Below are 20,688 nucleotides of genomic sequence, written 5' to 3' on the forward strand. Positions count from 1 at the left end.
TCAGCCGCCGAGCCGGCTGTGCATCTCCCAGAACAGGAGTTCGGCGCCGTCGGGCCCGGCGGTCGCGCGTCGGCCGTCCCCGGCCGTGCGGAGCGAGTCACCGTCGGACAGCGGACCCGCGCCGTCCACCGCGGCGGCGCCCCGCGCGAGGTAGAGGTGCCCGAAGGGCGCGTCGGGCAGGTCGACGGTGCCGCCCGGCGCGAGGCGCGCGGCCCAGAGGGTCGCGTCGCGGTTGCCGATGCGGATCGCGGCGTCGCGCGCCGGCGACCCCGACGCGATCGGGACGAGCCCGCCGCCGGCCAGCTCCGTGCCCACGTCCCGCTGTTCGTACGACGGTGCCTGCCCGGCCTCGTCCGGCAGGATCCACATCTGCACGAACCGGACGTCGGCGCCGGCGGGATCGGGCCGGTCGTTGCGCTCGGAGTGCGACACGCCGGTGCCGGCGCTCATCCGCTGCGCGAGGCCGGGGTGGACGATGCCGGAGTGCCCCTCGCTGTCCTGGTGGACCAGGGCGCCGGACAGCACCCAGGTGACGATCTCGACGGCGCGGTGCGGGTGCGTGTCGAAACCGCGCCGGGCTGCGACCCGCTCGGCGTTGCAGGCCAGGAGGACGCCGTGGTGGGTGTTGTCCGGGTCGTAGTGGTCGCCGAACGAGAAGCAGTGGCGCGAGGCCACCCCCGGCATCGCCGACGCCGCCCGTTCCCCCGAACGGACAACTCGGTCGCCGTGTCGATCCATGTCACCAGGATGCCACGTTCGTTTGGGTAAGCTCCCGCCGTCAGAGACGGTGGCTACCATCGACCACGTGGGAGGCGATGTGAGACGGAGCGGACGGGCACGGCTCGGCGTCACCGCGCTGGCCTCGGCACTGCTCCTCGCCGTCGGCTCGTCGCTGGCGGCGTGCGGTGACGATGCGACCGCGGACGTGCAGAAGATGCTCGCGGGGTACGCGGAGGCGATCGAGGACGGCAAGGCAGTGGCGGCCGCAGCGTACACCTCGTCGCCGGACGCGGCGGGTGGCGTCATCGGGCGCACGCTGCGCGATATGAACGCGAAGAAGGTCGAGGTCAGCGCCTCGAACGTGCAGAAGTACTCGGGCGGCAACGCCACGTTCGACGTGAAGACCAAGTGGAACTTCGGCGACGGCCGCGACTGGGATTACACCACCAAGGGCAGCGCCTCGCAGCTGTCGATCGGGTGGCGCATCTCGTGGGATCCGGCGGTGCTCGCCCCGGGGCTCACCCCCGAGACATCGATCCGCCAGATCCGCACCGACGCCCGGCCGCCCAAGGTGTTCGCCGCCGACAAGTCGGACCTGATGTTCGCGGGCACCGTGCACCGGCTCACCGTCGATCCCGCCAAGACCAAGAATCTGGGGGACAGCCTGGCCCGCGTCGCGCAGATCGTCTCGCCCGTCGCGCCGCTGGTGACGGCCGAGTCGCTGGAGGCGAAGGCGAAGGCAGATCCGGGCAAGCCCGTGCCCGTGGTCGACCTGCGCGACGACGACTTCGGGGTGCTCGAGGACGACCTCGAGGCCGTCCCGGGGCTCCAGGACAGCCCGACGGGCGACCTGTTGATCTCGAACCGTCAGTTGTTCTCGCCGCTGTTCGACGGCATCAAGGGCGCGTGGCAGGCGAACCGGGATGCGACCGCCGGCTGGGAGGTGCAGCTGGTCTCCGGCGACAAGCCCACGAAGATCGTCGGTTACCAGGGGCCGCCCGGTCCCGATCTGCGGACCTCGATGGACCCGAAGGTTCAGCTGCAGGCCGAGAACGCCGTGGTCCAGCTGGGCCAGCCGGCCGCGATGGTCGTGCTGTCCGTCTCGAGCGGCGCGGTGCTCGCGGCGGCGCAGAACACCCAGGCGAGCCGCATCGCGACCGACTGGGCGCTCACCGGCCTCTCGACCACCGGGCCCGTTCTCGCTCCCGTGTACAGCGAGGTGAACGCCGCCGCCGGTAAGGACGCCGACAAGCAGAAGAAGCTGCTCGCGCCGCTCGGCATGGGCACCGACTTCGCCATGACCGGGGTGAAGACGGTGACCGCCGAACTCCCCGGCACCGGCGGGCGCGAGGCCGCCGAGCTCGGGGCCGACACCGTCAAGGCCAGCCCGTTCGGGATGGCCGTGTTCGCGGCCGCGATCGCCAAGGGCAAGACCACCGCGCCGTACGTGGTGCAGGGGCAGACCGCGTCGCCCAGCGCGCCGCTGGGCGACGTCGACGAGAAGATCCGCAACGCCGTGCGGGCGAAGATGGATTCGACTGTGTCCCCATCCGGCGACGGCAGCGACCTGGTCTCGACGAAGGTCAAGGGCCTCGTCGGCACCAACGGCCCTGAGGGGCCGGGCTGGTTCATCGGCTACCAGGGCGACCAGGCGTTCGCCATCATGGTGACCGGGGAACGGTCCGGCAGCGGATCACTGCAGGTCGCCGGGGCGTACCTGAAATAGGTCCGAGCCGCGGCGAGTCGCGGCCGGAGGGGGCGAAAATTCAGGCGCGGCGGGCCACGGCGATCCGCGCCGCGGCCCGCCAGCCCAGCAGGAACAGACCCAACGCGACCGTGGCGACGATGACGAACGGGACCTCGACGCCCCGCGGGGTCAGGAGGCCGCGGGCGGTCATGCCGACGGCCACCGTCGAGATCCAGATGATGACGCCGGCGGGGAAGACGCGCCCCGGGGCGAAGGTCTGCGCGCGGCCGGGCTCGTGCCCGCGGAGCGCGGCCAACACGTAGGTGAACGCCCAGCCCACGGTCAGCGCCAGCAGGAACGGCCACGCGGTCTCTGCGAAGCCGGCCGGCGCGAACACGGGCTCGTCATGGGTGAACCGACCGACCGTGACGAACAGCAGCACGAACACGACGTCGACGACGGCGATGACCGGAATGCGCATGATGTGCACGGTAGTCGACCTCCACGCCGTGACCGGCACGCGGCCGGGGCGCGGTCCTCCCAGACGCGCCCCGACCGGGCCGTAACCCCCTCGCCCCCCTCCACTTCCGGGGCGATGTGAGCGTGCGGGTCGTCCGCTCACACCCATGACGATGCCCCGTCGGGCTTGACTACCGGTTGTGTCGCGCTAAAACCGCAGGTGGGGCGCTCAGGTCCCGGGCTTCGACGGTCCGCCGTCGCGCTCCGCCGCGTCGTTCGCTTCCGAGGGTGCGTCGGCGTCCGATGCGCGGGCGTCCGATGCGTCGGCGTCCGAGGGCGAGTCCGGGGGTGCGGGCTTGTCGGTGGCGTCGGGGTCGACGTCCATGGTGCTGCGGTAGCTGACGAAGAACACGATCCAGCCGATGATCACGACGAGGACGTAGCTGACCAAGCGGTACAGGATGGTCGCGGTGAAGGCCTGGCTCAGCGGCATCCCCGAGAGCACCAGCGCGGGGACCAGGGCGCCTTCCACGAGCCCCAGACCGCCGGGGATCGGGCTGATGGTGTTGACGACCTTCGACGCGGCGTAGGCGCCGGCCAGCGCGGCGAGCCCGGGGGCGGCCCCGACTGCGTAGCAGGCGAATGCGAGGCAGGCCACGTCGGCGACCCAGTTGAACAGCGACCAGCCGAACGCCTGCACCCCGTAGCGCCGATTGAGCTTCACGGACTGCAGCTGGTCGAGGGTCTCCTTCCAGCGGTCCAGGCCGGTGTCCTCGGGCTTGTTGCGCAGGTCGTTGACCCAGCGGATCAGCCGCGCGCCGACGACGTACAGGCCGTCGGGGTGCGAGGCCACGTACTGCACCAGCACCATGAAGACGACCAGCATCGCGACGGAGAACAGCACCGAGTACGGGCTGGTCTTGGCGCCCGCGAGCAGGCCGCCCGCGAGCCCCAGCACCGCCAGGCCGGCGGACATGAGCAGCCCGCTCATCACGATCTGCCACGCCGCCACGATCCGCGTCGCGCCCCACATGCGGGTGCGCCGGTACACGAGCGTGGGCGCGAGCACCTGGCCGCCGGGCATCGTCTGGGATACCGAGTTCGACGCCAGCTGCAGCCCCAGCGCCTGCCGCTGCGTGACCTTGACGCCCGCGGACCGCAGCAGCACCCGCGTCACCTGCGCGAACGAGTCCATCGAGAAGAACACTGCCACCACACAGGCGAGCACCCATTCCCAGCGGATGTGCTCGAGGTCGCGCAGCGACTTCGACACCGTCGGCCCGAACAGGTACACCTCGACCGCGAGGACCACCGCGATCACCACGAGCAGGACCCGACGGACCCACTTCAAGCGCCGCCGCGTGACCGCGGGGTCCTTGCTCGGTGATTCGTCGTCTGCCTGCATCGGCGCCAGCCTACTCACGGGTTAACGTGGGCACATGCAAGCCCTCGCATCCCGGCTGCGACGCGGCGGTGCGGCGTCGCCCGGTGACGACGATCCCCGCGCGCCGCTGTGGCGCGGCGCCCAGTGGTTCCGGACGTTGTCGGTGGTCTACGCGGTGGGCCGGCAGATCGACGAGGCGGACCGCTACGCGCGGATCGGGTGGAGTTGGGTGCTGATCGGCGCGGTCGTGCTGGTCAGCGCGATCGCCGCGACCGGCTACCTCAAGGGCTTCGGCCGGCACCTGTGGTTCGTGATCGCCGAGTTCGCCGCGGCCGCGACGCTGGCGCTCGGCACCGTCTGGGTCGCGACCGGCGAGTTCACCGCCCACAACCAGGCGCTCCCGACCACGCTGTGGCTGACCAACCCGGTGGTCTCGGCCGCGATCCTGTCCGGCCCGGTCGGCGGCGTGATCGGCGGCGTCGTGATCGCCGCGGTCAACGCGATCTACCGCGGCACGTTCCCCGAGACCATCGTCCGCGACGCCAACTACCCGGTGTTCATGGCGGTCGGGCTCGGCATTGGGGTCGCCGCACGCGTCGCGATCACGTCGCAGGACCGGGTCCGGGAGGCGGAACGGGTGGCCGCCGACGCGCGGGCCCGCGAGCGGCTCGCCCGGGAGGTCCACGACGGCGTGCTCCGGCCCTCGCCTTCCTGGCCCGACGGTGCGCCGAACTCTCTCGGTCCGGCACGGTGCCCGGCGGCGCGACCGGGCCCGAGCTGCACGAGTTGGGGCAGCTGGCGGCGCAGCAGGAGCGGGCGCTGCGGCACCTCATCGCCGAGACCCCGGACGGCGGCGTCCCCGAGGCGCCGGACGCGGGGGAAGGCACCGTCGACCTGCGGGACCTCCTGCGGCCGCTGACGTCCGGCACCGTCACCCTCGCGGAACCGGGCGGGCCGGTGCTACTTCCCGCGGCCGCCGCGACCGAGGTGGTCGGTGCGGTGCGCAACGCGCTGGACAACACGGCGCTGCACGCGGGGGAGGGAGCGCGGTCGTACCTGCTCCTCGAGGACGTCGGCGACGCGGTGCTGGTGACCGTGCGCGACGACGGCACCGGAATCGCGCCGGGACGCCTCGACGCCGCCCGCGCGGAGGGCAGACTGGGGGTGTCGGAGTCCATCGTCGGGCGGATGCGGGCGCTGGGCGGCAGCGCAGAGCTGACGACGGACGTGGGAGGAGGCGTGGAATGGGAGTTGTCGGTGCCGCGGGCGGCGCACGAGCTGTGACCGCCCCGATCGCGAGGAGGCGAGTGTCATGGACACTGCGAACGTAGATCCGGCGGGAATCTCCGTGCTGGTGGTCGACGACCACCCGATGTGGCGCGAGGCCGTGGCGCGCGACCTCGAGGCCCGCGGATTCGCGGTCGCCGGCACCGCCGATTCGGTGGCCGCGGCGGGACGGATCGCGAAGGCGGTGCAGCCGGGGGTGGTGCTCATGGACATGTCGCTGCCCGACGGGAACGGCGCCGCCGGCACCGCGCTGGTGCTGGAGGCCGCCCCGAAGGCGCAGGTGCTGATCCTCTCCGCCTCCGACGAGCGGGACGATGTGGTGGAGGCCGTCAAGGCCGGCGCCTGCGGCTACCTGGTCAAGAGCGCCTCCGCGGAGCTCGTTGCCGCGGTGCACGCCACCGCCGCCGGGCAGCCCGTGTTCACCCCGGGCCTCGCCGGGCTGGTGCTGGGGGAGTTCCGGCGCATGGCCGCAGCGCCCGAGCCCGCAGGTCCCGCGCTCACCGCTCGTGAGACCGAGGTGCTGCGGCTCGTGGCGAAGGGCCTGTCCGCCAAGCAGATCGCCACCCGCCTGCACCTGAGCCACCGCACCGTCGAGAACCATGTGCAGGCCACGCTGCGGAAACTGCAGCTCGGCAACCGCGTGGAGCTGGCCCGCTACGCCCTGGAGAACGGGTTGGATTAGCCGGCACCCTCGGGCCGACGTGGGTGGGCCGGCACCGGCCCGGAGTCGGCACCGTCGGGCTGCGGGGCGAGAGCGGTCGGCGGGTGGCCGGTGAGGTACTCGGGGCTGAGCAGGGAGTCGAGCACCGCATCGTCGAGCAGTTTCCGCTCGCGGACGATCTCGACGACCCCGCGCCCCGACTCGAGCGCCTCCGCGGCCACGGAGGTCGCGGAGGCGTAGCCGATCGTCGGGCTGAGCGCGGTGACGACGCCGATCGACTCGGCCACCATGCTCTCCAGGCGATCGGAGTTCGCGGTGATGCCGGCGACGCACCGCTCGCCGAGCACCCGCGCGCCGCGGGTGAGGTGGCTGATGGACTCGACCAGCGAGCGCCCGATGATCGGCTCGAAGGCGTTGAGCTGCAACTGCCCTCCCTCGGCGGCCATGGTGATGGTCACGTCGTGGCCGATCACCTCGTAGGCGATCTGGTTGACCACCTCGGGGATCACCGGGTTCACCTTGCCGGGCATGATCGACGATCCGGCCTGTACGGCGGGCAGGTGGATCTCGCCCAGGCCGGCGCGCGGGCCCGACGACAGCAGCCGCAGGTCGTTGCAGGTCTTCGACAGCTTCACCGCGATCCGCTTGAGCACCCCAGAGAGCTGCACGAACACGCCCACGTCCGCGGTGGCCTCGATGAGGTCGACCGCGCCGATCAGCTCGTAGATGCCGGTGATCTCGCGCAGCCGCTCGATCGTCTTCGGGCGGTAGCCGGGGTGGGCGTTGAGGGCGGTTCCGATGGCGGTGCCGCCGATGTTCAGCTCGTGCAGCAGGCGCGTGGCCTCCTGCAGACGGACGATGTCCTCGCCCAGCGTGGTGGCGAACGCGCCGAACTCCTGGCCGAGGGTCATTGGTACGGCGTCCTGTAGCTGGGTGCGGCCCATCTTGAGGATGCCGGCGAACTCCTCCGACTTCGCGGCGAACGTGCCGCGGAGCTCGGTGAGTGCCTCGGTCAGCTCGGCGAGCTGGGTGATCAGCGCGATCTTGATGGCGGTGGGATACACGTCGTTGGTGCTCTGCCCCAGGTTCACGTGGTCGAGCGGGTGCAGCACGGCGTAGTCGCCCTTGGGGCGGCCGAGGTGCTCGAGGGCGGCGTTGGCGATCACCTCGTTGGCGTTCATGTTGGTCGAGGTGCCCGCGCCGCCGGCGATGGTGTCGACCACGAACCACTCGTGCAGGCCGCCGCCGCGGATCCGCTCGCACGCCGCGACGATCGCCGCGCAGCGCTCCTCCGACAGCAGGCCCAGGCTGCGGTTGGCTTCCGCCGCAGCCTGTTTCACCGAGGCGAGCGCGTTCACCAGGTGGGTGTGCGCGGCGATCGGGACGCCGGAGATCGGGAAGTTCAGCAGTGCCCGCGCGGTGTGTGCGCCGTAGTAGGCGCCGGCGGGGACGTCGATGTCGCCGAGCAGGTCGTGCTCGCTGCGAGTCTGAGGAGAGGTCATCCGTCGATCGTCGCGCACCGTCGGCGATCGACGGGCTGATCGGCGGAATCAGTCGGTAGCACCGGCTTGTTCATCGGTCGCGAGCGGAACCCCGGAGCTCGCGAACACGTCGAGGACGTCGGCGTGGAGCTTTGCGCCCAGCGCGGCCCGGACCCCGTCGGGATGGGTCAGCCGGAAGCCGAAGGGCTCGTCGTCGGGGGTGCCGAAGCTGCTGCGCTACCGGTCGCGAGGCCGGTACGAGGCCAGCCCCAGCGCGACCACCGCGAGCTGGCGGGTGGTGCGGTCGATGAGCTCGTCCTCGTCGCGGGTGTTGCGTGAATCGATGCGCACCAGCTCGGCGACGAAGCCCAGCATGATCGTGACGTAGAGGTCGGCCACCATGTCGAGTTCCTCGACGCTCCAGTCGGAGAGCGGAGCGATCCGTGACAGGTCGTGGGTGAGCTCCTTGGCGAACAGGCGCAGCTCCACGTCGATCGCGCGCTGTAGCTCGGGGGAGCCGCCGTAGCGTTCGCGCACCAGGAACTGGAACTCCGCGTCGTTGCTGCGGGCCTGCTTGGCGACGATCCGCACCGCGTCGGAACCGCTGGGCGCCAGGCCCTCGCGGCGGCCCTCGCGCAGCATGCGCCGCAACACGCGCATCGCGTCCTCGACCAGCGTGACGCCCAGGTCGTCCATCGACGCGAAGTGGCGGTAGAAGGCGGTGGGCACCACGCCGGCGGCCTTGGCCACCTCGCGCAGCGAGAGGCTGGCGAACGAGCGTTCACCGGCCAGTGAGAGCGCCTCGTCCAGCAGGGCCTGCCGGGTGCGTTCCTTGGCCTCCGCCCGCGACGGCCCCGGGGTGTGCCGTTCGACGGCGCGCGGGGTGGGTCTGGGCATGGGATCCAGTCTATCCCCCGCAGCTCGGGGCGCCGTCGCCGACGCTGTGGCCGAGGTCACGGAACAACTCCTTGACGGGGCGCGGACGTTTGCGTGCATACTGTGAGTGTACAAGCGTGCACTGAACGGAGAAACACAGCCATGAGTCGCTTCACTCGATTCGCCGGATCCGTCATCGAGGCGGTGCTGACCCCGCACGCCGTGGACCGCTACCTCGAGCTCGTCGATCCGATGGTCACCTGGACCGAGATCCGCGGCCGGGTCACCGCAGTGAGCCGGCGCACCGACCGCACCGTGACCTTCACCGTGGCGCCCACCCGCCAGTTCGAGGGCTTCCAGGCAGGCCAGTTCATCCAGGTCAGCACCGTGATCGACGGCGTCCGGCAGACCCGCTGCTTCTCGCCGGCCGGCTCGCAGCACGAGGGCGGCGAGCTCGAGTTCACCGTGACCGCCGACGCGGACGGCCACGTGAGCAAGCACCTGCGCGAGCACCTCGCTGTGGGCGACGTCCTGGGGCTCACTCCCGCAGCCGGCGCGTTCACCCTGCCCGGCGAGCCCGGCGACCGGCCGGGCCGGATCCGTCTCATCAGCGGCGGAAGCGGCATTACGCCCGTGCTCTCGATGCTGCGTACGCTCGTGGACGAGAAGCACGACGGTGCCGTCGACCTGCTGCACTTCTGCCGCGACTCGGCGGACAACCCCTACCGCGCCGAACTGGACCGGCTCGCCCGGTTCGCGAACATCTCGGTGACGTACGTGTACACCCGCGCCGGCGGCCGGCACCTCGGTGCCGAGCACTTCGGCCAACTGGAGGACTTCGGTGACGTCGGTCTCGCGTGCGGCCCCGCCGCGCTGCTCGACGCCGCGAAACAGCTGTACTCCGACGCCGGTGTCGAGCTCCGCGTCGAGGAGTTCACGCCCCCGGTCGTGGCGGCACCGTCGGGCGAGGCGACCGGCACCCTGCGCTTCACCGAGGCCGGCACCGTGGTCGACAACGACGGCCGCAGCATCCTGGACCAGGCCGAGTCCTCCGGCCTGTTCCCCGAGAGCGGCTGCCGGATGGGCATCTGCTTCTCGTGCACGGCCGTCAAGAAGTCGGGCTGCACCTCCAACATCCTCACGGGCGAGACGAACGACGAGCCCGATCAGCACATCCAGCTCTGTGTCAGCGCGCCCGTCGGCGACGTCGAGATCGCGCTCTAGCCACCATCTTCGAAGGGGAGAGAAATCATGACCGAGCACATCACCCTCACCGCCGAGCAGGTCGAGATCATCGGCGAGCGGTTCGACGCGATCCGTGCGCGCATCCTCGCCGACCTCGGCGAGAAGGACCGCGAGTACATCTACAAGATCGTCCGGTACCAGCGCGGCCTCGAGATCGCCGGCCGCGCGATGATGTACCTGCCGCCCCTGTGGCCGGTGGCCGTCGGCGCGCTCGGCGTCTCCAAGATCCTCGACAACATGGAGATCGGCCACAACGTCATGCACGGCCAGTACGACTGGATGCGTGAGCCGGGCCTGAACTCCCGCGAGTTCGAGTGGGACACCGTCTGCCCCGCCGACCAGTGGAAGCACAGCCACAACTACCTGCACCACACCTTCACCAACGTCCTCGACATGGACCGCGACATCGGCTACGGCATCCTGCGGATGGCGCCGGAGCAGAAGTGGCACCCGTACTACCTGGGCAACCTCGCCTACGCGAGCGCGCTCATGGTGCTGTTCCAGTGGGGCGTCATGCTGCACGACCTGGAGGCCGAGCGCATCGTCAAGGGCGAGCGCAAGTGGGCCGACATCAAGGACCTCGTCGCCGGGATGCGCCGCAAGGCGGGCAAGCAGGTGCTCAAGGACTACGTGATCTTCCCGCTGCTCACCGGCCCGCTGTTCCCGCTGACGTTCCTGGGCAACCTGTCCGCGAACCTGGTCCGCAACCTGTGGACGTTCTCGATCATCTTCTGCGGACACTTCCCGTCCGGCGTGCAGACCTTCACCAAGGAGGAGACCGCCGACGAGACGCGCGGCGAATGGTACGTGCGGCAGATGCTGGGCTCGGCGAACATCGACGGTGGCCGACTGTTCCACATCATGTCCGGCAACCTGAGCTTCCAGATCGAGCACCACCTGTTCCCCGACATCCCCGCCAACCGCTACCCGGAGGTCGCCGCCGAGGTTCGTGCCACGTGCGAGGAGTTCGGCCTGCCGTACAACACCGGGTCGCTGCGCGGTCAGCTCGGTTCGACGTGGAAGAAGATCGCCAAGCTCTCGCTGCCCAACCGGTGGACCAAGCAGGAGCCCGAGCTGGCCGTGACCATCGAGCGCACGCGGCACGAGGACGCCGCCCGCGGCGCCCTGGCGAAGGCGGGCTGGCAGCGCGCGGTCGAGCGTGAGATGGTGTCGGTCTAGGACCTCGGGTCCAGGGAACTCGGCGGAAGGGCGCGGACGTGGGCAAGCTGGAGCGGCGCAAGGACGCGACGCAGGAGGCCGTCGAGTCGACGGCCATCCGCGTCGGCCGGATCGCCACGATCATCACCACCGCGGTCGCGGACGTCGCCCGGGAGATCGGCGACGCCGTGGGCGACGCCCTGGAGATGCGGCAGGCCGCCAAGCGCGCCGCCGCCGACGAGGAGCGTGACGCGGGGCGCGCGCCGCACGCCGGCGCTCCCGAGGGCGGATCGGACGCGCAGTAGCGGAGGTGAGTCACGGCCCGTAGTTCGAGTCCAGGGACTCGCAGACGGTGCCCGGGAATCGCAGGGCCTGCAGCTCCGCGCATCTGGAGAGATGTTCTCCTACAGGACCATACACATTCTGAATAATGCCTGGTCAAGCTTCCGTTCGGTGCGCGGACCAGGCATTATTCAGAATGTGTATGGCTCTCGCTGGAAGTAGTCGACCTTTTAACCCCGACCGGAACCCCAGTCTCCGAACCGCCGCGGCCGTCGAGTCGCCCCAGCCGCAGATGTCAGTCGTCCACCTCGACACCGTAGGCGCGCACCAGCGCGGCGACGCCGTCGTCCCACCCCTGCCCGAGCGCGCGGAGCCGCAGGGTGCGCGCACCGTCGGGCGACTCGCGGCGGTACACCTCGAACAGCACCGTCGCCCGCAGCCCGTGCTCGGTGGGCGCGGGCAGCGCCCACGTCCCGTCGGCGCACCCGACGGTGGCGGACGGCACCGTCGGGAGGGTGAGGGCGGGGCCGTCCGAGGCGACCGCGACCACGATCCGGCAGCCCGGCGGGAGGAGGCGCGGGACGAGGGCGATGCCGGATTCGCCGAGCTCGGCGACGCCCTCCGGGTCGCGCGGGTTGTTGTAGAAGACCAGGTGCGCCTCGCTGACGATCCGGTCGTCCACGCCGGTGACGAGCACGAACAGGTCGTCGCCGGCGCGTCCGGCGGGGAGTTCCACGCGGAGCTCGAGCTCCGCCGAGCCCGGTAGGTCCACGGTCTCGCCGCGTCGCAGCGGCACGGGGCCCGACGGTGCCGGTCCCGTCGGCGGAGCCGCCGGAGCTGTCGCCGCCGGCCGGACGATCGTGGCGTCGGCGTCGGCGTCGGCGTCGGGGTTGGCGTCGGCGTCCGGTTCGGCCGGGCGGAGCGTCGTGGACGCGTAGTGCGGATCGTCCTGCGTCGCGGGCCCGACGACGGCCCGCGCGTCGGGCGCGGCCGCCGCGACCGCCGACAGCGCGGCCGCGAACTCGCCGCTGGTCGCGAACCTGTCCTCGGGAGCCTTCGCGAGCGCTCGGGTGAACACCGGCGCAAGCGCGGCGGGGAGGCCCTCGCCGCGCTCGTGGATCGGCGGAACCGGCTGGTACAGATGGGCGCCCATCATCGCGGCGATCGACTCGCCGCGGAACGGTGCCGTACCGGTGAGCAGCTCGAACGCCGCGGTGGCGAGGGAGTACAGGTCGGTGCGGTTGTCGAGCTCGCCGCCGCTGATCGCCTCGGGGGAGAGGTAGCCGAGGGTGCCCACCGTCACCCCCGCCATGGTGAGGCCGCCCGCGTCGCCGGACGATTTGGCGATCCCGAAGTCCACCAGCTTCACCGCGGTCGCGCGCGCGTCGCGCAGCCGCACCAGCACGTTCGCGGGCTTGACATCCCGGTGGGTGATGGCGAACTCCTGGTAGGCGTAGTCGAGCGCGGCAGCGACGCCCGCGACGATCTCCGCGACCAGCCCCAGCGGCAGCGGGCCCTGTTCGCGCAGTAGCTGTTTCGCGTCGGTGCCCTGGACGTACTCCATCGTCAGCCACAGTCGCCCGTCGTCGAGCCGGCCACGGTCGTAGAGGTGCACGATGTTCGGGTGCGAGAGCGGGGCCAGCAGGTCGGCCTCGTGGATGAACCGGGCCTGGAACTCCGGGTTGCCGGAGACGGCACCGTCGAGCAGCTTGAGCGCGTCGCGCCGCGGCAGGCGCGGGTGCTCCACGAGGTGCACCTCGCCCATCCCGCCCGCGCCGAGCCTGCCGATCACCCGGTACCCGGCGATCTGCAGGTCCTGGTCGTTCCCCGCCATGGCAGGCAGCCTACTCGCGCCGCGAAGCAGCCCGGACGAAAGAACGAGCGCCGACCGGGAGTCCTCCCGATCGGCGCTCGTCCGTCACCTGCGTACCTACTCGCCCTGCGGCGGGCGGGGCCGCCGCGGCATCTCGCCCGACGGTCCGCCGTGCTGCGGCGGGCGCGGCCCGCCCTGGCCCTGCGGGCGCGGGGGATACGGCGGGCGCTGGCCCTGCGGCCCACCCGCGCGCGGCTGCATCGGACCGCTCGGACGCGGTCCCGGTCCGCCCTGGGGGCCGGGCTGGCCGGGCTGGCCGGGCGGGCCCTGGTGACCGGGCGGCGGTCCCGGGGACGCCGGCCGGGAACCGGCGGCTGGTAGCTGCGCGGGTCCTGCGGGGGACGGCGCGTGGGTGCCTGGCGCGGGTCCTGCTGCGGGCCGTGGGAGAAGCCCAGCGGCGGTCCGGGGCGGCGCGGTCCGGGGCCCACCGGGGTGGGCCGGGCCGGGCGTTCGGCCTGCTGGTTCGGCAGGTTCAGCGGCGGGATCAGGCGCCCCGATTCCGGCGAGCTGATGGGACGCGGCGCGGGGCCGCCGGCCCCGACCAGCTGCGGCGCGGCCTTGCCGGGCGCGGCCGCACCGGGCTTGACCTCGCTGAGCGGGCGCCCATCGCGGGTCTCCGCGGGCAGGGAGGTCTCGCCCAGGCCGATCGCCTCCTGGATCCTGCGCATCCAGTTCGGCGCCCACCAGGAGTCGTCGCCGAGCAGCTTCATCACGGCCGGGACCAGCACCATGCGGACCACGGTGGCGTCGATGAGTAGCGCGAAGATCAGGCCGAACGACACGTACTTCATCATCACCAGGTCGGACGTGGCGAACGCCGCCGCGACACAGGCCAGCAGGATCGCCGCCGCGGTGATGATCCGGCCGGTGTTGGCGGTGCCCGCCCGGATGCTCTGGTTCGTGGTCGCGCCGGCCGCGCGTTCCTCGATCATGCGGGAGATCACGAACACCTCGTAGTCGGTACTGAGGCCGAACACCACGGCGATCACCAGCACCAGCACCGGCGCCATCATCGGGCCGCCCGTGAAGTTGAGCAGGTCCCCGCCGTGCCCGTCCACGAACATCCACGTCAGGAAGCCCAGCGTGGAGCCGAGCGACAGGATCGACATGAGCACCGCCTTGATCGGCAGCGTCAGCGACCCGAACGCCAGGAACATCATGAAGGTGGTGACCAGGACCAACGCCAGCATGAGCCACGGGAGCAGGCTCAGCATCGAGTCGATCGAGTCGTACTGCAGCACGGGCATGCCACCCACCAGGAAGCCGACGCCCTTGCTCGGGTCGGCGCCGTCCATCGTGATGGCGCGCAGGGCCGTGACGGCCTCGCCGACGGCCTTGGTGTCGTTGGGGTCCTGCATGCTGCCCACCGACGTCCGGACCGAGACCTCCTGGCCGCGGACGACCAGCTTGTCGGATCCGCCCTTGACGGTGTCGACCGCGTCGGTCGCCGCGCCGAACCGCGCGGAGTTCGGGTCCGCGGGGTTGGACCGAGTGAACCCGGGGATCTTGTTCGCCTCGTCGAGCACCTGCTTGATCTGAGCGTCGCTCGCGTTGGTGAACACGATCCTGACGGGCTGCCCCGTGTGCTCCGGGAACAGCGCCTGGAACTGGTCCTGCGCCTGCCGGGTCTCGTTGGTCGGCGGCAGGTAGGTCTGCGAGATGCCGCCGAACTGCAGGCCCACGATGGGGATGCAGATCGCCAGCAGCAGCGTGACCACCGAGACGATCGCGGCCTTCGGGCGCTTCATGACCGCGTCGGTCACCTTGCCCCACATGCCGGCCTCGATGTTTGCCTTGGTCTTCGCGCCGCCGGTCTTCTCGGCCGCCCAGTGGATGATCCCGCCGATCAGCGGCAGCTTCCAGCTGTCGAAGACGGTGAGGAACCAGTGGAAGCTGAGTGCGAAGACGCGCGGGCCCAGTGCGGCCAGCATGGCCGGCAGCAGGGTCAGCGAGAGGATCGCGGAGATGAACACGCCGAGCAGTGCGCCGGTGGCCATCGAGGTGAGCAGCCCCAGCGGGGACATGTACAGGCACGCGAGCGCGCCCACGATCAGCAGCGACGACATGATGATCGTTCTGCCCGCCGTCATCACCGTGCGTCTGACCGCCGTCGGTGTGTCGTAGCCCTCGTCGAGCTCCTCCCGGAATCTCGAGACCATGAACAGGCCGTAGTCGTGGGCGATGCCCAGGCCGATCAGCGAGATGATCGGGCCGACGAACAGGTTGACGTCCATGAAGCTCGCCATCACCGAGGCGACGGCCATCGCGGCGCCGATGGTGAGCACACCGACGATCATCGGCAGGACCGCGGCGACGATGCCGCCGTAGACGAAGAACAGCACGATCGCGACCAGCGGCAGCGCGATGATCTCGGCCTTCTTCTGGTCCTTCTGCACGCCCTCGGTGACCTCGGAGGTCACCGGCACCAGGCCGCCGACCTGTGCCTCGAAGTACGGCTTGTTCGCCTCCGCCCGGAGCATCTCCATCAGCGGCTTCTGGATCTCCACCCAGTCCTTGCCGCGCTGGGTGTCGTCCGCCGAACGCATGGGCAGGGTGAAGAAGCCCCACGTGCCGCCGTCGGCGTCGGTGCGGGTGAACTGCTTGAACAGCTGGTCGTTGGCCTGCGGGGCGCCCGGCGCGAACATCGTGTAGCTGAGCGAGCTCTCCTGCGGAGCCTGCTCGTTCGCCGGGTTCAGCGGCGAGTCGTCGCCCGTCGCGTACTTCGCGAGGATCTCCTGGCGCGTCTTCTCGACGGCCTTCTCGACCTCCGGGTCGCTGATCTTCTTGCGTTCCTCCGGCGTGCAGTCCGCCTTCTCGGGCGGGCAGGCGGGCTTGATCAGCACCAGGATGTCGGGCTGCATCTCGCGCCCGTTGGCCAGGTCGGTGACCTGAGCGGCCGCCACCGAGTCGCTGGCGTCGTCGTAGAGGCCGTTCATCTTCGTCTTCGCACCGAGCCCAAGGAAGCCCCAGACGCCGGTGATCGCGATGCTCACGAAGAGCACCGCGATGATCGTGTATCGGAACGCGTACGTGAAGCGTCCTATCGCTGAGAACAAGCGAAATTTCCTTTCCGGTGGCCGGGCCGTGCAGGCGCGACGTCAGGCTCGACTCGAAAGTAGCGAAGACAGGGGGCGGAACGGCTGCAGCCACGCACCCTCGTCGGGCAGCGAGTCCAGGCTCACACGTGGCAGCGGCTCCCGGAACACCCCGGCGATGTCTTCGAGATCGACGAACTCCAGGGTAGGGGACTGCAGCGCCCAGGCGGCGTGCTCGCGGAACCCCAGTACTTTGACCGGTACACCGGTTGCGGCGATCTCCTCCAGCGGCTCGCGGAAGGCCTGGCCGTCCGCGGACGCCACCAGCAGGCCGCCGAGCCCGGGCGAGTACCGGCGCACGTCGATGTGGTCCAGCATGTCCTCGTCGACGTCGCTGTCGTCGTCGATCTTGGGCTTGGCGAAGACGGCGTAGCCCACGTTCCGCAGGGCCTCGACCCAGGGGCGGACCACGTCGGCGGTGCCGGGCGCGATGTTGGTGAAGACGGTGGCCTCGGGCTCGAGCCGGGAACCGGTCTCCTCCTCGCGGGAGGCGGTGAACTCCAGGAGCCAGCGGCCGAGAGCGTCGAACCGCGGGCGGTGCGCGGCCGTGGGGCGGCCGCCGAGGATGGATCCGAGCCCCATGTCGAGGTTCGGGGCGTCCCAGACCAGCAGGACCCGCTGCGCGGGGTCGGGCGTGGGGGTGGGTGCGTCGGCCGGAGTCGTCACCGCACCTCTCCTTCCTCCACGCGCTCCCAGACGAACTCGTGGATCTCTCGGCCCACCTGCGCGGCCTTGTCCTGGAACTTGGTCACCGGCCGGTCGACCGAGATCGGCAGGCCTGCGTCGGCGAGCCGCGGAGGCAGTTCCACGCGCCGCAGTCGCGGCTCCAGGGGTGCGACCTCCGCAATCGCCTCTGCATAGTCTGCATGATCCGTGGCCACGTGCAGAATCCCTCCGACACGCAGGCGGTCGGCGATCAGGGCGAACATGCGCCGTTGGAGCAGCCGCCGCTTGTGGTGGCGGGCCTTCGGCCACGGGTCCGGGAAGTACACGCGGACGCCGGTGAGCGTGCCCGGCTCGATCATGTCCTCGAGCACAGCGACCCCGTCGCCGCGGATGACCCGCACGTTCGTCAGCTCGGCCCGCTGCACCGCGCCGACCAGCTGCGCGATGCCGGGGAGGTACACCTCGACGGCCACCACGTCGCGCTCGGGTTCGGCCTGCGCCATCGCCCACGTGGAGGTGCCCGTCCCCGAGCCGATCTCCAGGATGAGCGGCGCGGTCCGGCCGAACCACGCCGCCGCGTCCAGCGGGTGCGACGGTGCGCCGAACGTCCCGTCCGGCACGGGCGGCGCACCGTCGGGCACCGGCGCCGCGGCGGGGATGTCCCGGCCGAGCGTCGCCCACCCGGTGTCCATCGCCGTCTGCTGGGCGGGGGTGAGGGACGCGCGGCGGGAACGGAAACTGGTTACTCGCGGGTAGAGCCGACGGTGCTCGGCGCGGGGGTCCTGGGGCTGGGGCACGCCGTCCATCGTCTCAGCCCGCACGAATGTGACCTAACATTGGCCGCATGATCGTGCGTAACAATCGCCACACGGCGCGCCGCTTCGTCACCCTGATGGTGGCGTTGTTCGCCGTCACCGGCCTGGTCGCCGCCTGCGGCGGCAAGGGCGACACCGCGAACGACGCCCCGTTGCCCGAGGCCAGGACGCTGATCGACGCGTCCGCGGCGGCCGCGCGGGCGCTTCACGACGTCCACCTCGACCTCTCCGTCGAGGGCACCGTCCCCAACCTGCCCGTCAAGAGCGTCAACGCCTATCTCACCAACGACCCGAAGGTGGGCGGGCAGGGCGACGCCGACGTGGTCTACCAGGGCACTCCGGTCAGCGCCAAGTTCGTCGTCGCCGACGGTGACTTGTGGGTCCAGTTGGGCTCGGGCCAGTCGTACAGCCGCACCGGGCCCGCCGCGGACGTCTACGACGCCTCGGCCATCCTCGACCCGAAGAAGGGCATCGCGAACCTGATCGCGTCGGTGCGCGACGCGAAGGTCGAGGACCGCGAGCAGATCGGCGCCAACAAGACGATCCGGATCTCGGGAATCATCCCGGGGACCGCGCTGGCCGGCATCGTGCCGAAGGCCGAGCTGGGCGACCGGCCGCTGACCTTCTGGGTGCAGGAGGACGCGCCCAACAACCTGGTGCGCGCCAACGTGGGCTTCGATCAGGGCACGCTGAGCGTCACGCTGAGCGACTGGGGCAAGAAGGTCCAGCTCCTGGACCCGAAGACCGCGAAGTGACGCTGGTGGGGGCGGGGGAACGGACGACGGACGCGCCGGTCCGCGGCCGCGGCGTCGCGATCGGCGCCGCGGGCCTCGCGGTGCTCCGGCGCGCTGGACACGTACGTGGTGGTCTCGGTCCTCGAGGACATCATGCGCAGTGTCGAGATCCCGATCAACAAGATCCAGCTGGCCACCCCGATCATCACCTGGTACCTGCTGGGCTACATCGCGGCGATGCCGCTGCTCGGCCGGCTCTCGGACCGGTTCGGCCGCCGGCTCGTCCTGCAGGTGAGCCTTGCGCTGTTCATCGTGGGCTCGATCCTGACCGCGCTCGCGGCGACGGTCCCCGAGGTGCTCGTGGGTCGGGTCGTGCAGGGCGTCGCCAGCGGTGCGCTGCTGCCGGTGACGCTCGCCCTGGCGGCCGACCTGTGGTCTCCGCGCCGACGGGCCGCCGTGCTCGGCTGGGTCGGTGCGGCGCAGGAGATGGGCAGCGTGCTCGGCCCGGTCGTGGGCGTCGGCGTGGTGACCCTGGTGCACAACCACCTCGGGACGGTGCCGCGCGACGACGCGTGGCGGGTCGTGTTCTGGCTGAACGTGCCGCTCGCGCTGATCGCGATGGTGCTGCTGCAGGTCACCGTGCCCAAGCGGGCCGTCGAGAAGCAGAAGGTCGACGTGGCCGGCGGGCTGCTGCTGGCCGTGGCGCTCGGACTGTCGGTGGTCGGCCTCTACAACCCCGAGCCCGACGGCGAGCACATCCTGCCCCCGGGCGGGGGCTGGCTGTTGATCGGCGCCGCCGTCGCGTTCGTGCTGTTCGGCGTGTGGGAACGGTTCGCCCGGACCAAGCTGATCGCGACCGCGGGGATGCGGGTGCGCCCCTTCCTGGCCGCCTGTGCCGCGTCGGTGTGTGCCGGCGCGGCGCTCATGGTGACGCTGGTCGACGTCGAGATCTACGCGCGCGCCGTGCTGGAGCGCGACGGGGTGGCCGCCGTGCTCACCCTAGTGCGGTTCCTCATCGCGCTGCCCGTCGGCGCGGTCCTCGGCGGCGCCCTCGCCACCCGCGTCGGCGACCGGGCGGTGTCCGTCGCCGGCCTGGTGATCGCGGCCGGCGGCTACGTGCTGATCGCGATGTGGCCGACCGATGTGCTGTCGGCGCACTACCTGGGCTTCCTCCCGGCGCTGGACACCTCGCTGGCCGTCGCGGGCTTCGGCCTCGGCGTGGTGATCGGACCGCTGTCCTCGGCCGCGCTGCGCGCGGTGCCGCTGACGCAGGCAGGCATCGCCTCGGCGCTGCTCGTGGTGGCGCGCATGAGCGGCATGCTGATCGGTGTCGCGGCGCTGACGACGTTCGGCTTCTACCGGCTCAACTCGATCGTGGCGTCAATGACCCCGGTCTCCTCGTCGGGGAATTTCAAGGACACGATCCTCGCGGTCGCGCGGCAGACGCAGGAGGCCTACGCCCTGATGTTCGGCGAGGTCTTCGCGGTGACGGCCGGAATCTGCGTGGTCGGCGCGGTCTTCGCGCTGTTCGTGGCGGGAGGCCGGCACGAATCGCCGGAATCCCCCGTCGAGGACGACGAGGCGCTCGTACGCTCCTGAGGTGGGACCGGCGCGGGGGCGCCGGGGAGTCGGGGGCTCGCGATGGGGGATCTGTCCGTGCGCACCGGGGCGCCGTGTGTGCGCCTGCTGGGCCGCGAGGGCGTCGGGAAGTCGGTGCTCGCCGCGGCCCTGGTGCGCCGCGGCGTCGAGGTCTGCGGGGACCGGCCCGCTCCGGCCGACGCCCGGGTCTACTGCTTCGCGGGCGGCCTGCGCGCCACCGACCGCGCCGCGATCGACGCGCTCGCCGCAGCCCCCGAGTCGGGGCCGATCACCGTCGTGTGGTGCAAGGCCGACGCCGCCGGGTCCTGGCGCGCCGCCGATGCCTACGCCGAGCGCCTCGGAGAGGTTCTCGGCGGCCCGGTGCACCCCGTCATCGCCCTGCTGGACGCGCCGGACGCCGATCTCGCCGCGGTCCGCCGGATCGCGGAATCGGGCCTACCGCTGCCCGAATCCGTGACCGCGGCCGCCGCGGCCCTGGGCGCCGATGCGCCGCTGCTCGAGGATCTCGGCGCGTACGGACTCGCATGCGCGGTGGGCGCACTCCGCGAGACCCCGTCCCTGTCCGACGACGACGTGCTCGCGCACTTGCGCGCCCTCGGCGGCGTCGACGCCCTGCTGGTGCCGCTCGCTGCGGCGGTGGACGGATACGAGCACCGTCGGTCGGCC

General features: G+C 71.4%; 18 protein-coding genes and 1 pseudogene. 9 read left to right on the plus strand and 10 right to left on the minus strand.

Annotated features, from left to right (window positions below; genetic code table 11):
* Complete coding sequence (locus MTP03_RS01120) at positions 1–738, minus strand: pirin family protein (protein ID WP_371820842.1); 738 nt, start codon at positions 736–738, stop codon at positions 1–3.
* 67 nt (positions 739–805) lie between these two features.
* Between MTP03_RS01120 and MTP03_RS01125 the strand changes: the two genes are divergently transcribed.
* The gene (locus MTP03_RS01125; RefSeq protein WP_248490212.1) at positions 806–2,446 is read left to right on the plus strand and encodes an NTF2-like N-terminal transpeptidase domain-containing protein; all 1,641 of its coding nucleotides are present in this window, start codon (positions 806–808) and stop codon (positions 2,444–2,446) included.
* A gap of 40 nt (positions 2,447–2,486) precedes the next feature.
* Here MTP03_RS01125 and MTP03_RS01130 read toward each other — a convergent pair whose 3' ends face one another.
* A complete protein-coding gene (locus tag MTP03_RS01130) occupies positions 2,487–2,888 on the minus strand; it encodes a DUF3054 domain-containing protein (RefSeq protein ID WP_248490213.1) in 402 nt (133 codons plus the stop codon).
* A 207-nt stretch (positions 2,889–3,095) separates the two neighbouring features.
* Positions 3,096–4,271, minus strand: coding sequence for a YbhN family protein (locus tag MTP03_RS01135; RefSeq protein WP_248490214.1), 1,176 nt, complete (start codon positions 4,269–4,271; stop codon positions 3,096–3,098).
* A gap of 34 nt (positions 4,272–4,305) precedes the next feature.
* Between MTP03_RS01135 and MTP03_RS01140 the strand changes: the two genes are divergently transcribed.
* The 3 genes from MTP03_RS01140 (at position 4,306) to MTP03_RS01145 (ending at position 6,219) form a co-directional block, all read left to right on the plus strand.
* The gene (locus tag MTP03_RS01140; RefSeq protein WP_248490215.1) at positions 4,306–5,169 is read left to right on the plus strand and encodes a DUF5931 domain-containing protein; all 864 of its coding nucleotides are present in this window, start codon (positions 4,306–4,308) and stop codon (positions 5,167–5,169) included.
* Positions 5,170–5,249: 80 nt separating this feature from the next.
* Positions 5,250–5,534, plus strand: a complete 285-nt coding sequence (locus MTP03_RS23220) for an ATP-binding protein (RefSeq protein ID WP_371821011.1) — start codon at positions 5,250–5,252, stop codon at positions 5,532–5,534.
* A gap of 28 nt (positions 5,535–5,562) precedes the next feature.
* The gene (locus MTP03_RS01145) at positions 5,563–6,219 is read left to right on the plus strand and encodes a response regulator transcription factor (RefSeq protein WP_248490216.1); all 657 of its coding nucleotides are present in this window, start codon (positions 5,563–5,565) and stop codon (positions 6,217–6,219) included.
* Here MTP03_RS01145 and MTP03_RS01150 read toward each other — a convergent pair.
* A complete protein-coding gene (locus MTP03_RS01150) occupies positions 6,216–7,700 on the minus strand; it encodes an aspartate ammonia-lyase (RefSeq protein ID WP_248490217.1) in 1,485 nt (494 codons plus the stop codon). The genes MTP03_RS01145 and MTP03_RS01150 overlap by 4 nt on opposite strands.
* Positions 7,701–7,916: 216 nt before the next feature.
* Positions 7,917–8,576 carry a TetR family transcriptional regulator gene (locus MTP03_RS01155; RefSeq protein ID WP_248490218.1) on the minus strand — a complete coding sequence of 220 codons (660 nt, stop codon included), beginning with the start codon at positions 8,574–8,576 and terminating at the stop codon, positions 7,917–7,919.
* 141 nt (positions 8,577–8,717) lie between these two features.
* On the opposite strand from MTP03_RS01155, the gene MTP03_RS01160 reads away from it, so the two are divergent.
* The 3 genes from MTP03_RS01160 to MTP03_RS01170 are packed head-to-tail and all read left to right on the plus strand — an operon-like array spanning position 8,718 to position 11,263.
* Complete coding sequence (locus MTP03_RS01160) at positions 8,718–9,779, plus strand: flavin reductase family protein (RefSeq protein WP_248490219.1); 1,062 nt, start codon at positions 8,718–8,720, stop codon at positions 9,777–9,779.
* A 27-nt stretch (positions 9,780–9,806) separates the two neighbouring features.
* On the plus strand, positions 9,807–10,979 hold the full coding sequence (locus MTP03_RS01165; RefSeq protein WP_371820844.1) for a fatty acid desaturase: 1,173 nt from the start codon (positions 9,807–9,809) through the stop codon (positions 10,977–10,979).
* A gap of 38 nt (positions 10,980–11,017) precedes the next feature.
* Positions 11,018–11,263: a hypothetical protein gene (locus MTP03_RS01170; RefSeq protein ID WP_248490220.1), complete on the plus strand. Its 246-nt coding sequence runs from the start codon at positions 11,018–11,020 to the stop codon at positions 11,261–11,263.
* A 272-nt stretch (positions 11,264–11,535) separates the two neighbouring features.
* Here the strand turns inward: MTP03_RS01170 and MTP03_RS01175 are convergent, their stop codons facing one another.
* The 4 genes from MTP03_RS01175 to trmB all read right to left on the minus strand — a co-directional run bounded on the left by MTP03_RS01175 (position 11,536) and on the right by trmB (position 17,680).
* Positions 11,536–13,074: a protein kinase gene (locus MTP03_RS01175; protein ID WP_248490221.1), complete on the minus strand. Its 1,539-nt coding sequence runs from the start codon at positions 13,072–13,074 to the stop codon at positions 11,536–11,538.
* Positions 13,029–16,115, minus strand: a complete 3,087-nt coding sequence (locus tag MTP03_RS01180) for an MMPL family transporter (RefSeq protein ID WP_248490222.1) — start codon at positions 16,113–16,115, stop codon at positions 13,029–13,031. The genes MTP03_RS01175 and MTP03_RS01180 overlap by 46 nt, the downstream gene beginning before the upstream one ends.
* Before the next feature lie 96 nt (positions 16,116–16,211).
* Positions 16,212–16,874, minus strand: a complete 663-nt coding sequence (locus tag MTP03_RS01185; RefSeq protein ID WP_248490223.1) for an NYN domain-containing protein — start codon at positions 16,872–16,874, stop codon at positions 16,212–16,214.
* A complete protein-coding gene (gene trmB / locus MTP03_RS01190) occupies positions 16,871–17,680 on the minus strand; it encodes a tRNA (guanosine(46)-N7)-methyltransferase TrmB (protein WP_248492346.1) in 810 nt (269 codons plus the stop codon). The genes MTP03_RS01185 and trmB overlap by 4 nt, the downstream gene beginning before the upstream one ends.
* Positions 17,681–17,718: 38 nt before the next feature.
* Here trmB and MTP03_RS01195 point away from each other — a divergent pair, with 38 nt between their 5' ends.
* On the plus strand, positions 17,719–18,444 hold the full coding sequence (locus tag MTP03_RS01195) for an LppX_LprAFG lipoprotein (protein ID WP_248490224.1): 726 nt from the start codon (positions 17,719–17,721) through the stop codon (positions 18,442–18,444).
* Positions 18,445–18,449: 5 nt separating this feature from the next.
* Positions 18,450–20,022, plus strand: a pseudogene (locus tag MTP03_RS01200) (MFS transporter).
* A 435-nt stretch (positions 20,023–20,457) separates the two neighbouring features.
* On the opposite strand, the gene MTP03_RS01205 reads toward MTP03_RS01200, so the two are convergent.
* Entirely contained in the window at positions 20,458–20,676 is a 219-nt protein-coding gene (locus MTP03_RS01205; protein ID WP_248490225.1) for a hypothetical protein, read from the minus strand.
* Positions 20,677–20,688 lie beyond the last annotated feature (12 nt).

It is taken from the genome of Tsukamurella sp. PLM1, from assembly GCF_023168325.1.
Lineage (GTDB): Bacteria > Actinomycetota > Actinomycetes > Mycobacteriales > Mycobacteriaceae > Tsukamurella.